Source organism: Nocardia sp. NPDC052001 (assembly GCF_040680615.1).
GTDB lineage: Bacteria > Actinomycetota > Actinomycetes > Mycobacteriales > Mycobacteriaceae > Nocardia.
On sequence record NZ_JBFAXC010000001.1, the window covers coordinates 581,719 to 596,789 of the forward strand.

At 67.5% G+C, this 15,071-nt stretch carries 15 protein-coding genes; 13 read left to right on the forward strand and 2 right to left on the reverse strand.

What is annotated here, in order from left to right; all coding sequences use genetic code 11:
- The first annotated feature begins 104 nt into the window (after positions 1 to 104).
- The 8 genes from ctaD to AB0L82_RS02760 all read left to right on the forward strand — a co-directional run bounded on the left by ctaD (position 105) and on the right by AB0L82_RS02760 (position 7,577).
- Positions 105 to 1,841, forward strand: a complete 1,737-nt coding sequence (gene ctaD, locus AB0L82_RS02725) for a cytochrome c oxidase subunit I (protein ID WP_364629965.1) — start codon at positions 105 to 107, stop codon at positions 1,839 to 1,841.
- Between the two features lie 128 nt (positions 1,842 to 1,969).
- Positions 1,970 to 2,917, forward strand: a complete 948-nt coding sequence (locus AB0L82_RS02730) for a nitronate monooxygenase (RefSeq protein ID WP_364632734.1) — start codon at positions 1,970 to 1,972, stop codon at positions 2,915 to 2,917.
- A gap of 135 nt (positions 2,918 to 3,052) precedes the next feature.
- Positions 3,053 to 4,315 carry a phosphoserine phosphatase SerB gene (gene serB, locus AB0L82_RS02735; RefSeq protein ID WP_364629968.1) on the forward strand — a complete coding sequence of 421 codons (1,263 nt, stop codon included), beginning with the start codon at positions 3,053 to 3,055 and terminating at the stop codon, positions 4,313 to 4,315.
- A 99-nt stretch (positions 4,316 to 4,414) separates the two neighbouring features.
- Entirely contained in the window at positions 4,415 to 4,861 is a 447-nt protein-coding gene (locus AB0L82_RS02740) for a protease inhibitor I42 family protein (protein WP_364629971.1), read from the forward strand.
- A 71-nt stretch (positions 4,862 to 4,932) separates the two neighbouring features.
- Positions 4,933 to 5,688, forward strand: a complete 756-nt coding sequence (locus AB0L82_RS02745) for a peptidyl-tRNA hydrolase (protein WP_364629974.1) — start codon at positions 4,933 to 4,935, stop codon at positions 5,686 to 5,688.
- Positions 5,689 to 5,697: 9 nt separating this feature from the next.
- Positions 5,698 to 6,060, forward strand: a complete 363-nt coding sequence (locus AB0L82_RS02750) for a hypothetical protein (RefSeq protein ID WP_364629977.1) — start codon at positions 5,698 to 5,700, stop codon at positions 6,058 to 6,060.
- Between the two features lie 25 nt (positions 6,061 to 6,085).
- Positions 6,086 to 6,919 (forward strand): ABC transporter ATP-binding protein, encoded by an 834-nt coding sequence (locus AB0L82_RS02755; RefSeq protein ID WP_364629979.1) that lies wholly within the window; start codon positions 6,086 to 6,088, stop codon positions 6,917 to 6,919.
- 205 nt (positions 6,920 to 7,124) lie between these two features.
- A complete protein-coding gene (locus AB0L82_RS02760; protein WP_364629981.1) occupies positions 7,125 to 7,577 on the forward strand; it encodes a MoaF N-terminal domain-containing protein in 453 nt (150 codons plus the stop codon).
- Position 7,578: 1 nt separating this feature from the next.
- On the opposite strand, the gene AB0L82_RS02765 is transcribed toward AB0L82_RS02760, so the two are convergent.
- Positions 7,579 to 8,451: a LysR family transcriptional regulator gene (locus tag AB0L82_RS02765; RefSeq protein WP_364629984.1), complete on the reverse strand. Its 873-nt coding sequence runs from the start codon at positions 8,449 to 8,451 to the stop codon at positions 7,579 to 7,581.
- A gap of 83 nt (positions 8,452 to 8,534) precedes the next feature.
- Here AB0L82_RS02765 and AB0L82_RS02770 point away from each other — a divergent pair, with 83 nt between their 5' ends.
- The 5 genes from AB0L82_RS02770 (at position 8,535) to AB0L82_RS02790 (ending at position 13,639) form a co-directional block, all read left to right on the forward strand.
- A complete protein-coding gene (locus AB0L82_RS02770) occupies positions 8,535 to 9,758 on the forward strand; it encodes an MFS transporter (RefSeq protein ID WP_364629986.1) in 1,224 nt (407 codons plus the stop codon).
- A 61-nt stretch (positions 9,759 to 9,819) separates the two neighbouring features.
- Positions 9,820 to 10,590 carry an NUDIX hydrolase gene (locus tag AB0L82_RS02775; protein WP_364632736.1) on the forward strand — a complete coding sequence of 257 codons (771 nt, stop codon included), beginning with the start codon at positions 9,820 to 9,822 and terminating at the stop codon, positions 10,588 to 10,590.
- Positions 10,591 to 10,669: 79 nt separating this feature from the next.
- Positions 10,670 to 11,437 (forward strand): enoyl-CoA hydratase-related protein, encoded by a 768-nt coding sequence (locus AB0L82_RS02780; RefSeq protein ID WP_364629989.1) that lies wholly within the window; start codon positions 10,670 to 10,672, stop codon positions 11,435 to 11,437.
- A 48-nt stretch (positions 11,438 to 11,485) separates the two neighbouring features.
- Complete coding sequence (locus AB0L82_RS02785; protein WP_364629992.1) at positions 11,486 to 12,463, forward strand: class I SAM-dependent methyltransferase; 978 nt, start codon at positions 11,486 to 11,488, stop codon at positions 12,461 to 12,463.
- Positions 12,464 to 12,475: 12 nt separating this feature from the next.
- On the forward strand, positions 12,476 to 13,639 hold the full coding sequence (locus AB0L82_RS02790) for a class I SAM-dependent methyltransferase (RefSeq protein WP_364629995.1): 1,164 nt from the start codon (positions 12,476 to 12,478) through the stop codon (positions 13,637 to 13,639).
- Here the strand turns inward: AB0L82_RS02790 and AB0L82_RS02795 are convergent.
- Positions 13,580 to 14,914 (reverse strand): hypothetical protein, encoded by a 1,335-nt coding sequence (locus AB0L82_RS02795; RefSeq protein WP_364629998.1) that lies wholly within the window; start codon positions 14,912 to 14,914, stop codon positions 13,580 to 13,582. The genes AB0L82_RS02790 and AB0L82_RS02795 overlap by 60 nt on opposite strands.
- Between the last annotated feature and the right edge of the window lie 157 nt (positions 14,915 to 15,071).

Below are 15,071 nucleotides of genomic sequence, written 5' to 3' on the forward strand. Positions count from 1 at the left end.
TACGATCCTTGAAGCGCTAGGCCCCCCGTCGTTCGTCATGCAGCGAACTGGACGCCGGAAGACCCGCGTACGAACGACCAGTAGGCACCTGTTCAGGAGGATTTGTGACTGCCGTAGAGCCACAGCCAGTCCGTCAAGTGGAGGCGGCTCGGCCCTACCCACAGCGGGTGGGTCCCAAGGGTTCGTTTATCTACAAGATGGTCACCACGACGGACCCGAAGGTCCTGGGCGTCATGTACCTCGTGACCGCCATGTCCTTCTTCCTCGTCGGCGGACTCATGGCGCTGCTGATGCGCGCCGAGCTGGCTCGCCCGGGCATGCAGTTCCTGTCGCCCGAGCAGTTCAATCAGCTGTTCACCATGCACGGCACGATCATGCTGCTGTTCTACGCGACCGCGATCGTGTTCGGCTTCGCGAACATCATCCTGCCGTTGCAGATCGGCGCGCCCGATGTGGCGTTCCCGCGTCTGAACGCGTTCAGCTACTGGCTGTACCTGTTCGGCGGCACCATGGCCACCGCCGGTTTCATCACCCCCGGTGGTGCGGCCGACTTCGGCTGGACCGCGTACACCCCGCTGTCCGACATCGTGCACTCCCCGGGCGTCGGCGCCGACCTGTGGATTCTGGGTCTGGCCGTGTCCGGTCTGGGCACCATCCTCGGTGGCGTCAACATGCTCACCACGGTCGTCTGCCTGCGCTGCCCGGGTATGACCATGTTCCGGATGCCGATCTTCACCTGGAATATCGCCGTCACCAGTGTGCTTGTGCTGCTTGCCTTCCCGCTGCTGACTGCGGCGCTGTTCGGCCTGGCGTACGACCGCCACCTGGGTGGTCATATCTATGACCCGGCGAACGGCGGTGCGCTGCTCTACCAGCACCTGTTCTGGTACTTCGGTCACCCGGAGGTCTACATCATCGCGCTGCCGTTCTTCGGCATCGTGTCGGAGATCTTCCCGGTCTTCAGCCGTAAGCCGATCTTCGGTTACACCACACTGGTTTACGCGACGCTCGGTATCGCCGCGCTGTCCATCGCCGTGTGGGCGCACCACATGTACGCCACCGGCGCGGTGCTGCTGCCGTACTTCTCGTTCATGACGTTCTTGATCGCCGTTCCGACCGGTGTGAAGTTCTTCAACTGGATCGGCACCATGTGGCGGGGTCAGCTGACCTTCGAAACGCCCATGCTGTGGTCCATCGGCTTCCTGGTGACCTTCCTCTTCGGTGGTCTGTCGGGCGTCATCCTGGCCGCCCCGCCGATCGACTTCCACGTCTCGGACACGTACTTCGTTGTGGCGCACTTCCATTACGTGCTCTTCGGCACCATCGTGTTCGCGACCTTCGCGGGCATCTACTTCTGGTTCCCGAAGATGACCGGCCGCATGATGGACGAGCGTCTGGGCAAGTGGCACTTCTGGGCGACGTTCGTCGGCTTCCACACCACGTTCCTGGTGCAGCACTGGCTGGGTAACGAAGGTATGCCGCGCCGCTACGCCGACTACCTGCCGACCGACGGCTTCACGACCCTGAACACCATCTCCACCATCGGTGCCTTCATCCTGGGTTCGTCGATGCTGCCGTTCATCTGGAACGTCTTCAAGTCCTACCGCTACGGCGAGGTCGTCACGGTCGACGATCCGTGGGGCTACGGCAACTCCCTGGAGTGGGCGACCTCCTGCCCGCCGCCGCGGCACAACTTCTACGAGCTGCCGCGCATTCGTTCCGAGCGTCCGGCCTTCGAGCTGCACTACCCGCACATGGTCGAGCGCATGCGTGCCGAAGCCCATGTGGGCTGGGGCGCCAAGCCCCACACCGTGCACGAGCTGGAGAAGGCTGACAAGTAGCAGCCCGACCCGAATCACCGCGATGGCGGCCGTCTTTCGACGGCCGCCATCGGCGTATCCGGGGTAGGGACGACTGACCGCGGCAGCCGATTCCGGTATAGAAATGTGGAGTGACCGAACGCGATCCGATGCCGGAGCCCGAACTGTCCACCGCCTGGTCGCGGGCGATCGGACTGCGGTTACCCGTGGTGAACGCACCCATGGGAGGCGTCGCGGGCGGGCGATTCGCGGCGGCGGTCACCCGCGCGGGCGGACTCGGCATGATCGGCATGGGCGGTGCGGGATCGCCCGCCGCGCTCGCGGCCGAGCTGACTCATCTCGACGGGTTGTCGGGGTCGTTCGGAATCGGCCTGGTGGACTGGGTGATTCGCAAGGAGCCCGAACTACTCCCCGCCGCCATCGCGGCAGGTCCGACCCTGATCTCGGTGAGCTTCGGTACCGATCTGTCCTGGGTGGGGCGGCTGCACGAGGCCGGAATCCTCGCGGCCACACAGGTTTTCAGCCTCGACGACGCGCACCGGGCGGCTGACGCCGGGGTGGATGTGCTGGTCGCGCGGGGTTTGGAGGGCGGCGGCCACGGTGCGGTGGAAGTGGCGACGCTGCCCCTGCTCGAATCGATTGTGGCCGAGGTGCCGGTGCCGGTGCTCGCCGCGGGCGGTATCGCCACCCCTCGTGATCTCGCGGTCGCCCTGGCCGCAGGGGCGAGTGGGGCGTGGCTGGGCACCTGTCTGGCCGCCTGCACCGAATCCCTGCTCGCCGAGCCGGAGCGCCAGGCCATGGTGGCGGCGCAGGGCCGGGACGCGGTCGTCACCCGGCTGTTCGATGTGGCCAAGGGATTGCCGTGGCCGGCGCACTTTCCCGCGCGTCTGCTGCGCAATGCCTTCACCGACCGCTGGTCCGAGCGCATCGGTGATCTGCCCGATCAGGCCCGCACCGAATTGGGCGCCGGGCTCGACACCGGTGACCGCGACATCGTTCCGGTGTACGCGGGCACCGGTGTCGGCGCGATCACCGAGGTCCGCCCGGTGGCGCAGGTCCTCGACGAGCTCTGCTCCGGTGCCGCGAAGCTGTTGTGACATCCGCGGCCGCGCGGCCGATATGCTCGCCGACCCGGCCGCCGGGTCGCTCATGCCGCTGTGACGTCCGTGACGGTGGGCGGCGCGAGCCGGGGACGACTTACCTGACAGAATGGACGCGCCTCGCCGCATGTCATGCGGGGGGAGTCGCGAGAACGGGAGTTTCGATTGAGCACGACGTCTGACACGACGGTTCTGGTCACGGTCACCGGACCCGACAAGCCGGGCGTGACGTCGGTATTGCTCGCGGCGCTGTCCAATAATGCCGTCAGCCTGCTCGATGTCGAGCAGGTCGTGATCCGGGGGCGGCTGACGCTGGGTGTGCTGGTGTCCTGTCCGTGCGATCCGGAGGGTTTGCAGGATCAGCTCGAGGACGCGATGGCCAGCGTCGGCATGAACGTCGATGTGGAGATCGGGGCGGATTCGGTCGCGGGTGCGCGACTGTCGACCCATGCCGTGGTGGTGCTGGGCAGTCCGGTCACCGCGCGCGCGTTCAGCGCGATCTCGCGCAAGCTCGCCGAACAGGGCGCGAATATCGATTCCATTCGCGGTATCGCCGACTATCCGGTGACGGGCCTCGAGCTCATGGTCACCGTGCCGCCCGCGGCGGGGGCCGAGACCACATTGCGCACCATGCTGGCCGTGGTGGCCGCCAAGGAGAGCGTCGATATCGCGGTCGAGCGGGCCGGACTGGCGCGCCGGTCCAAGCGGCTCATCGTGTTCGATGTGGACTCGACGCTGATCCAGGGCGAGGTCATCGAAATGCTGGCCGCGCACGCCGGTGTCGAGGATGAGGTGCGCGCCGTCACCGAGGCCGCCATGCGCGGTGAGATCGATTTCGCGGAATCGCTGCGCCAGCGCGTGGCCACCCTGGAGGGGCTGGACGCGTCGGTCATCGACGAGGTCGCCGATCAGATCGAGCTGACCCCGGGCGCGCGCACCACCATTCGCACCTTGCGCCGCATCGGTTTCCGCTGCGGTGTGGTGTCCGGCGGTTTCCGTCAGGTCATCGAACCGCTCGCGCACGAGCTGGAATTGGATTTCGTCCAGGCCAACACCCTGGAGATCGTGGACGGCAAGCTCACCGGCCGCGTGGTCGGCGAGATCGTGGACCGGGCCGCGAAAGCGGTCATGCTGCGCCGCTTCGCCGCCGAATCGGGCGTGGCGATGGAGCAGACCGTCGCGGTCGGTGACGGCGCGAACGATATCGACATGCTCAATGCCGCGGGTCTGGGCATCGCCTTCAACGCCAAGCCCGCGCTGCGCGAGGTCGCCGATACCGCGCTCTCGCATCCGTTCCTGGACGCGGTGCTGTTCATCCTCGGCGTCACCCGCGCCGAACTCGAGGCCGCCGACGCCCAGGACGGCGGTATCCGCCGGGTGCCGCTGCCCCGCTAGACACCAAAACGTGTTGGGCCGCCTGCACGATCGGCGGCCCTCCCGTCGGTAGCGTGATCGCAATGCTTCGATCACGACGATGGGAGGCTGTCCGTGCGGATGCGCATACCACTGGCGGTAGTGATGCTCGGGCTGGCTCTGGCCGGATGCGGTGGTAACGACAACCCGAATGAAGTGCGGCCCACCACAACCACTTCCGCCGCCCGTCACGTGCCCGAGCCGGTCGTCGCCGCCAAGGATCAGGACGGTAAGGACATCCCGCTGACGGTGGGTCAGGGCCTGACCGTGAAGCTGGCCGCCAACCCCACCACCGGATACCTGTGGCAGCTGGCCGAACTGGACCGGAACATCGTCGAACAGGACGGGGGTATGGAGTACGAACAGGATCCGAGCCCCAACGGCATGGTCGGCGTGGGTGGCACCGCGATCTTCCGGTTCACCGCGCAAGCTCCCGGCGCGACCCGGCTGGTGCTCGAATACCGGCGGCCGTGGGAACAGGGCATCGATCCGGCCGAACGTTTCACCCTGAACCTGAAGGTTACGTAATCGGGGCTGGGCCGGTGCTTTTCGAAAAGTGATTACCCTGGCTCAGAGTTGTTGTGTCGATGAGGAGTGTGATGCCGGTGTCCAGTGTCGAATCCACGATCGATGCCGGGTTCGTGGCCCGGCACGCCGAACTGGCACAGGGCTACGGCGGTGGCGGCGATCCCGAGGACCCGGCGCTGGTGCAGGCCATGCAGATGGTGCTGCACATTCCGAAGATCGATCCGCCGCGCCGCAGCGCACTGCTCGCGGCGGCCGCCACGGCGGTGGTGGCGCTGTGCCTGGACGAGCGCGTCGGCGACGGCGGCGAATGGGAGGAGCGCTACCTCACCTGGAAGCGCTCCCGAATTCGCAAGGTGGCCAGGCGGGCTCGCGGCGCGCAGTGGCTGGCCGCGCAGGAGGTGCCGGGGGTGACCGTCGAATTCGAGGGCGCGCAGGCGCGGGCGCTGGTTCCCGGCGCGGTCGGAGAAATCGACCCGCGGATCAAACGCCTTCAGATCGGCGGCACCGAATTGGAAGTGGATGAACCGATCTCGATCGATCCCGGGTATCCCACGCTATGGGTCGATGCGAAATTGGGTATGACAGTGGGTAAGGCCGCCGCGCAGGTAGGGCACGCGAGCATGCTGCTGGCCGGGTTCATGCCGGTAGGGCAGGCGCATGCCTGGGCCACACGCGGTTTCCGATGCACTGTGACCGACGCGGACCCCGAGCACTGGGCACGGTTGCTGCGGCGAGTGGCCGAGGGTACCGCGATCGCGGTGCGCGACGCCGGATTCACCGAGGTGGCCCCCGGCTCGATCACCGTGATCGCGGTACCGCCGAACTGAATAAGGCGAATGCCCGAAAGTGTCCACGCCGCGAACCGTTCGGTCCGCACACTGGCCTATGTGCGCTGGGGTATCGACTTCACCGAGCTGCAGGAGAAGGATCGGTGCACGAGTTTCCGCAGGAGGAAACACGATATGACGACACTGCTGATTGTTCTCATTGTCTGGGTTGTGCTCTCGATCCCGGTGGCACTGCTCCTGGCCCGCATGTTCCGCTCCACCGGCGAGGACGCGCGCGGTCGTGGCCACACCCATAACCGGCACCGCCAGGGTCATGCGCGCAGCCCCGAGGAACCGGAGCTATCCCGCGGATCGAGCTCCGGATACGGTGCGGGAGAAGGTGACACGCATCGAGTTTTCCCACCACGTTGACGAGCGTCCAGGGCGGTGGGCCAAGATGGACCCCGTGCCGCAACCGGATCCCGATCTGCTCATCGACTTCAACGATGTCACCGTCCGACGTTCGGGCCATACGCTCGTCGGACCGGTCACCTGGCAGGTGGAACTCGACGAACGCTGGGTAGTGCTGGGCCCCAACGGCGCCGGCAAGACATCACTGCTGCGCATGGCCGCCGCCGAGATGTTCCCCACGTCGGGTGCCGCCAATCTGCTGGGGGAGACCCTCGGCAAAGTGGATATGAACGAACTACGACCGCGCATCGGCCTGTCCTCGGCCGCGATCGCCGGGCGCATTCCGGTCGATGAGAAGGTGTCCGATCTTGTGGTGTCCGCCGGATACGCGGTACTCGGTCGCTGGCGGGAGCGCTATGACGACATCGATACCGATCGCGCCGTGGACATTCTGGAAAGCCTGGGCGCGGAACATCTTTCCGATCGCGCCTACGGGACGCTGTCCGAGGGTGAGCGCAAACGGGTGCTGATCGCCCGCGCGCTCATGACCGATCCGGAACTGCTGCTGCTCGATGAGCCCGCCGCCGGGCTGGATCTGGGCGGGCGTGAGGAATTGGTGGAGCGGCTCGGCGATCTGGCGGCCGATCCGGACGCGCCCGCGACGGTGCTGGTCACCCATCACGTGGAGGAGATTCCGCCCGGGTTCACGCACGGCCTGCTGCTCAATGAGGGCAGTGTGGTGGCGCAGGGTCTGCTCACCGATGTGCTCACCGCCGAGAATCTGAGCGAGGCGTTCCGGCAGTCGATCGCGCTGGACAAGATCGACGGCCGCTATTTCGCGCGCCGCGCACAGCGTTTCGGGCGGCACCGCAACCGCTGAATGCGGCACTGCAACCGCTGAATCCGGCACCGCAACCGCTGAATCCGGTTCGCGCTTGCCCGGCGCGCTGCCATTGCATCGGTTGCCGACAGCGGGCAAACTGTCGGCAATATCTCCAGTTTCAGCGTTGAACTGGTCTGTCGATGCAATCGCCGACGCATTGCCATTCTGTGGCGAATGTTCGGCGCGGGCGGAGGGAGCAGGGGTGAGTCGCACACTCGGGATCGTGGCGCTCATGGCGGTGGCGCTGGCGGCGGCGGCCTGTGCCGCGGATCCCGCACCGCCGCACAAACTCTCACCCTCGGAATCGGCGGAGGGTCTGGCGCCCGCCGCGATTCCCGCCGAATTGGTCGGCAAGACCGTACAACTCACCTATGACAGCGGGTCCGGCGGCACCGCGACCTTCGGCGGCGATGGGCGCACGCTCACCTATGTGGCCGCCGATACCGGGCGCAAGACCACCTCGCCGGTGGCGGTGGCCGCCGTGGAACCCGGCATCTTCCTGGTCACCTGGACCGATGACACCAGCGCCGCGGTGATCAGCCAGGTGCAGGACTTCCGCACCGGCAAGGTGCGCGGCACCTGGTCCCGCCAGGACGGCGCGACCGCACCGGTCGCCATCGAAACCCGCAGCGGCTCGGTGCACCTGATCGATTGATTCAGTAGCGATTGCGGCGGCACAGCGCCTCGATGACGACGCGCGCGGCATTGGACGGGGTGCGGTTGGCATCGTGCGCGACCGCGAGATGCCAGGGAATGGGCGTGCCCGCGCGTTCGGACCAGACGATCGAATCGGTGGTCTCGGCGGTCGAACGCGGTATCAGCAGGACGCCGAAATCCTTGGCGGCCAATTCCATCGCGAATATCTGATCGGCCACTTCGATCACGCTGTCGCGTTCGGGGAACAATGCGTCCGCCACACCGCGAATACCCCAGCCGGGCGCGAAATCGATGAATCGGATACCCGCCAGATCCGCCGCGTCGAAGGGGCGGCCCGCCAGCGGATGGCCGGGCGCGGTGCCCAGCACGATGGTCTCCGAGCTGATCGGATACATCGTCAGCCCGTCGATCTCCTGGCTCATTCCGGCCACCAGCGCGATCTCCAGACTGCCGTCGCGCAATCCGGCGATATTGCCGCGCACTCCCGAAATGTTCTGCCGCATTTGCAAAGTCACCTCCGGATAGCGCACGCGCAGTTCCGAGATGATGTTCGCGTAATCGAGGGTGTGGATATTCATGAAATTGCCGATCACCACCTCACCCCGCACCTGACCCCGGGCCCGGTCGATGCCGTCGGCGATATCGTGCCTGGCCCGCAACATGATTCGGGCCGGTGCCACGGCCTCGCGCCCGGCGTCGGTGAGTCGCAACCCGTGCGGGGTGCGATCGAACAGCCGCGCCCCGAGTTCGCGCTCCAGTTTGGCGACGCTGGTCGACACCGCCGACTGCACCAGATTCAGGGTGCGCGCGGCGGCGGTGAACGACCCTTCCTGCTCGCAGGCGAGGAAACATTCGATCTGCCGGATCTCCACCGCGTCATCATATCGATTCAGTAGATGGCTCCATCAAAACTCATCGCTTCCATTGATGCGCCTCAGGTCGGACCATGAATACCGTGACCATTTCGCCCGCTCGTCCTGCCGCCCCGGACGCCGTGTCCTCGCCGCTGACTCGCCTGACCGTGCTGGTGTTCGCGGTCACGGCGGGTTCGTCCGCCGCCTGCCTCTACTACCTGCAACCGCTACTGCACCAGGTGGCGAGCGATCTGCGCGTCTCTTCGGTGGCGGCGGCCCTGCTGGTCAGCGCCGCGCAGGTCGGGTATCTCAGCGGCGTCGCACTGCTGGTGCCGCTCGGGGATTTCCTGGAGCGGCGGCGCATGGTGCCGGGACTGCTGGCTGTTTCGGTTGTGGCGCTGGGCCTTTCCGCCGCCGCGCCGAATCTGCCGCTACTGCTGCTCGGCGTGTTCGCCACCGGCGTCACGGCGTCGGCGGCACAGGTGGTGGTGCCGTGGTCCTCGGCGCTGGCCGATCCGCATAAGCGCGGCGAGATCGTCGGCACCGTGATGAGCGGGTTGCTGCTGGGAATCCTGTTGTCGCGGGTCATCTCCGGAGCCATCGCCGAATTCGCGGGCTGGCGCGGGGTGCTGCTGGTGGCCGCCGCCATCCAGCTGATCATGTCGATCAGCGTGTATCTGCTGGTGCCCGCGACCGGCCGGGCGGCGACCGAGGAGAGCTATCCCGAGGTGCTCGCCTCGGTGCTGGGCCTGATTCGCGAACACGCGGTGCTGCGCCAGCGGATGGCGCTGGGATTCCTTGCCATGGCCTGCTTTTCGGGCATGTGGACCGGTTTGGCGTTCCTGCTCGCGGGTTCCGGGTCCAGTTCGTACCACTATTCGGAATTCGTCATCGGCCTGTTCGGGCTGGCCGGTGTGGCCGGTGCGCTGGGCGCGCCGATCGTGGGACGGCTGGCCGATCAGGGCCGGTTGCGCATGGTGACCACGCTGGTGTGGGTGACCGTGCTGATCGGCTGGGGGCTGCTGGCCTGGGGCGGGATCAATGTGTGGGTGCTGATCATCGCCCTGCTGGTGTTCGATTTCGGCGTGCAGGGCATCCAATTGTCCAATCAGAGCGCCATTTACGCGCTCGATCCGGCGGCGCGCAGTCGGCTCACGACCGCGTACATGGTCACCTACTTCCTGGGCGGCGTGGCCGGTTCGGTGACGGCCGGTTCCGCGTACCAGGCCGGGGGATGGGGTCTGATCTGCGGAATCGGCATCGGCGCTACGGTGCTGGCGCTCGCGCTGTGGGGGATGTTCGCCAGGCGCCCTAGCAACCGTTAGGGTGCGAAAGGTGAGTGAGACTGTTCCCGCCGTCGCGCCCGTCAAGGACGCCTCCACGGTGATGCTGGTGCGCGATGGCGCGCGCGGACCCGAGGTTTTCCTGCAGCGGCGCGTCGTCGGCATGGCCTTCGCCGCCGGTATGACGGTGTTCCCCGGCGGCGGCGTGGACCGCTCCGACGCCTCGGTGACCCTGGAGTGGGCCGGGCCGGACGCGCGGTGGTGGGCCGAGCGCTTCGGCACCGATGCCGGGCGCGCGCAGACCCTGGTGTGCGCGGCGGTGCGCGAGACCTTCGAGGAATGCGGTGTGCTGCTCGCGGGGCCGACCGCCGATACGGTCGTCACCGACACCTCGATCTACGCCGAGGCGCGCGGGCAGCTGGAGCGCCGCGAACTCTCCTTCGCCGAATTCCTGACCCGCGAGAATCTGGTGTTGCGCGCGGATCTGCTGCGGCCGTGGGACAACTGGATCACCCCCGTGGTGGAACCGCGCCGCTATGACACCCGCTTCTTCGTGGCCGTGCTGCCCGAGGGACAGCTCGCCGACGGTGCGACCACCGAGGCCGATGTGGTCACCTGGTGCACCCCCGACGAGGCCATCGACCGCTGGAAGCAGGGCCTGGACGTGCTGCTGCCGCCGACCTGGACCCAGCTGGTGGCATTGCGCGAATTCGATTCCACCGCCGCCATTCTGGAGGCGGTCCGGACCATCGATCCGATCATGCCGATCTATGACCCCGAGGCGAAGCTCGCATTGGCGTTCCCGCACGCGGACCGCTACTTCGCCGATCTCCCGGAGAACGCCCGCCTGCGTGGTTCGCAGCGCCCGGAGTGAGCGCGCGTCCGGTTTCACCCGTGGCGCGCGCGGCGACCGGTGTCGGACCGGGCGGTTGGACGGAAGTAGGGTGACCGCTGTGGCCGAATTCGTGACCGTGGACCGGGGTGTGGCGGAGGGCATTGCCGTGCTCCGCGTCGCGCGCCCGCCGATGAATCTGATCGATCTGCAAGTGGCCCTCGAGGTCGCGGCCGCCGCGGATGCGATCGCCGCTGACGCGAGCGTCTCCGCGGTCGTCGTGTACGGCGATGAGCGGGTGTTCTCCGCGGGCGATGAGATGGCCGAACTGGCCGGATTCACATCCGAGCAGGCCGAGGCCGTGGTCAAGGATTTCCAGGCGGCGCTGAGCTGCCTGGCTCGGCTGCCGCAGCCGACGGTCGCGGCCATCAGCGGTTATGCCCTCGGCGCGGGATTGGAACTGGCCCTGGGCGCGGATCGCCGCATCATCGGCGACAACGTGAAACTGGGTCTGCCGCAGATCAAGGCGGGCCTGATCCCGGTCGCGGGCATTCGCCGCCTGAGCCTGCTCATCGGCCCGTCGCAGGCCAAGGATCTGGTCTACAGCGGCCGCTTCGTCGATGCGAAGGAAGCCGCGAGGATCGGCCTGGTCGACGAGGTCGTCGCCCCCGATGACGTCTTCACCGCGGCCCTGCGCTGGGCGCGGCAATTCACCGGCGGCCCGGCCCTCGCCTTGGCCGCCGCGAAGCGGGTCTTCGAGGCGGGTACGCACGGGCATGATCGCGCGCGCACCGAGTGGACCGCGCTGTTCGGCACCGAAGATCAGCAGGTTGGAACACGTTCTTATTTGGCCGATGGTCCAGGTGCGGCCTCGTTCACAGGCCGTTAGCCGGGCCGATAACCGGCCCCACCGGGGTATTCATTAGGCTGCCCTGTTATGACCGTTCGTCCTGAAGACCCCGCGCCGAACCCGCACGCCACCGAGGCGGAGGTCCAGGCCGCGTATTCCGACAACAAGCTCGCGCAGGTGCTCTACCACGATTGGGAAGCGGAGACCTACGACGACAAATGGTCCATCTCCTATGACGAGCGCTGTATCGAATACGCGCGCGGCCGCTTCGACGCGGTCGTGCCGGATGCCCCGCTGCCGTACGAGCGGGCTCTCGAACTCGGTTGCGGCACCGGCTTCTTCCTGCTGAACCTGATGCAGGGCGGTGTCGCCAAGCGCGGTTCGGTCACCGACCTGTCCCCGGGCATGGTCAAGGTCGCCACCCGCAATGGCCAGAACCTGGGCCTGGACGTGGACGGCCGGGTCGCCGATGCCGAAACCATCCCGTACGAGGACGACACCTTCGATCTGGTGTGCGGACACGCTGTGCTGCACCACATTCCGGATGTGGAGCTGGCGCTCAAGGAGTGCCTGCGCGTACTCAAGCCGGGTGGGCGTTTCGTCTTCGCCGGTGAGCCGACCACCATCGGCAATATCTACGCGCGCCGCCTGGGCCAGGCCACCTGGAAGGTGACCACCGAGATCACCAAGCTGCCGTTCCTCAAGGACTGGCGTCGCCCGCAGGAGGAGCTCGACGAGTCCTCGCGCGCGGCCGCCCTCGAGGCCGTCGTCGATCTGCACACCTTCGATCCGTCGGATCTCGAGGCCATGGCGCGCAGTGCCGGCGCCGTCGAGGTGCAGGCCAAGACCGAAGAGTTCGCCGCCGCCCTGTGGGGCTGGCCGGTGCGCACCTTCGAGGCGGCGGTGCCCGCCGAGAAGCTCACCATCGGCTACCGCATGGCGCAGTACCGCGCCTGGCTCGGTTTCAGCTGGCTGGACGAGAAGGTCATGCGCCATATCGTGCCCCGTCAGTTCTTCTACAACGCCATGATCACCGGCGTGAAGCCCGGCGTCTCGGCCAAGTAGGACCGAAACCCGGTGGGCTACGCCTTCTCTCGTGATGACGTCGCCCACCTGGGCAGCGCGGCCGGTGCGGCCGCGCTGACCGAGGTCGGCGTCTTCGCGCTGACCCCGGCCTCGCTGCTGCGGGATCTGGAACAGATCCGCCGCGCGCACGGTGACCGCGCGGCCGCCCTGGTGGAGACCGTCCGCCTGCGCCGCCGCGCCACCGCCAAACTCTCCGATGCGGGGGAATGGCTCTTCACCGATGACGCTCTCCAGCAGGCCACGCCGACGGCCGTGGCCCGGCATCGCGCCGAACGCCTGAAGGGCCGCAGCGTCCACGACGTGACCTGTTCCATCGGAGCCGAACTCGCCGAATTGGCGCGGGTCTGCCCGGCGGTCATCGGCAGCGATCTCGATGACGTCCGGCTGTCCATTGCCGCGCACAATCTCTCGAATGCCCGGAATGTATTGCTGGCCAAGGCCGACGCACTGCGGCCGTGCAGTACCGCCGAGGTGGTGATCGCGGATCCGGCCCGCCGCGCGGATGGCCGCCGCACCCACGATCCGGCGAAACTGCAACCGCCGCTGCCGGATCTGCTGGCGGCGTACGCGGGCCGGGATCTGGCCGTGAAGTGCGCTCCCGGACTGGATTTCGACCAACTGGCCTGGGCGGGGGAGATCGAGGTCGCGTCCCTGGACGGTGCGGTGCGCGAAGCCTGCCTGTGGTCACCGGGACTGGCGGAGGCGGGCGTAACCCGCCGCGCCACAGTGCTTTCCAGCTCGCGCGCCCCGGAGATCCTGACCGATGCCGAACCGGACGATATCCCCGAGCGCGAGCCCGGCGCATGGATCATCGATCCGGACGGTGCGGTCATCCGGGCCGGACTGGTGCGGCACTACGCCGCCAAACACGGTCTGTGGCAACTCGATCCGCGTATCGCCTACCTCACCGGCGATACCGTTCCCGAGGGGATGCGCGGCTTCCGCATCCGCGACCGCATGGAGTTCCGGGAGAAGCCCTTGCGCGCCGAACTGCACCGGCGGGACTGCGGCCCACTGGAAATCCTCACCCGCGGTGTCGATCTCGATCCGGACGCGCTGCGGGCCAAGCTCAAACCCCGTGGGAAACAACCGCACTCACTGGTTATTACCCGGATAGGCAAGACCGCCACCGTCTTTCTCTGCGACACTCCGTAGCCGGTACAGCAGGTAGATCACGCCGCCGCAGCCGATCGCGATGCCCAGGGCGGCATAGGCGGGCACCGGATCGTGCGGCGCGGGGGCTACCCGATACCACCCGGGGGAGTAGCTGACCCGGCCGAACAGGCGACCGCGCAGGGCCACCGCGGCGGACGGCACGAACAGCGCCCCGATGGCCACCACCATGCTGGTCGCCAGGGCCGGGAGCGCGGCCGCCACGCTGTAGCCGCCGACCAGGCCGATGCACACCACCCCGAGCACCGAACTCACCTGTCCCGGCGTGGTGACCAGCGCGAGAATCATGGCTACCAGCGCCATCGCGAACGACAGCGAGATCGCCACCGGCGGCAGCGGCCAGCGCCGCGCCGCGGCCAGCCCCAGCCCCACCGCCAGGATGACCAGCGCATCGGCCCACCACGGGCGCGGTACGGTCACCGTCGCACTGGCGGCGGCGGCGAACGCCACCAGCAGCAGCACCGGGATACCGTCGCGCCCGGGCAGCATGAACGCCGAGATCGCGCTGCCCGCGATGACCACCAGCACCGCGATCACCACGACCGCCGGATGCGCACCGCTGTGCGAGAGCCATTTCGAGGTCATCGCCACGCTGAAGATCACGATCGCGCCGGAGACCACGGTCGCGAGCGATACCCGCTCATCGGGCGGGGCCACCGGAAATCCGATCGCGCGAATGAGCAGGCCGAGCCCGATCAACACCAGCGCCAGCACGATCAGCCAGACCGGTGGCGCGTCACCGAGTACACGCTCGATCGGATTGAGGTCGCCGCCCGCCGCGGGCCGCTGCACGATATTGCCGAGCGCGGCCGAGCTGATGACGCCGAAAAGGTAGACGCTCGTGGCTTTTCGGCTCGTCCACACCACCGGTGCGAGACTGCCGACGATCACCCCGGCCCACAGCGAGTCGACGAAATTGAACGTCGTCAGCGAATCGATGTCGACCCAGGGCAATCCGGCGTGATTGGCCAGAATGCCCAACAGGCCCAGGGTGGTGGCGAACCAGGCCGCGCGGGCGCTGCCGAGGCCGACCACCAGCGCCGCCGCGAGCACCGCGACCATGGCGCCGGATTCCATCGCGCGCGGCACGCTGCGAATCATGAGATCGACCTTGTAGGGCGGTAATCCGTACCAGCCGTAGCTGACCGGCATCATGATCGCCAGACCCGCCGTGGCCGTCGCCGTGTAGACCGCGGAGACGCGAACCAGCATGTTCCAGCGGATCTCTACGCCCCAGATGGTGCTGCGGCGATTCATGCGGGTGCCGGGTCCGGGGCCGCTGACGAATCGGCGGCGTGTTCGGCATCCGGATAAGTCATAGCGATCACCCTCCCAGCTGCCACGCTGATCCCCGCGGAGCGACGCGCAGCTACTTCACGCGCCGCCGCACCCCGTGCCGACACCGGAATCGGCG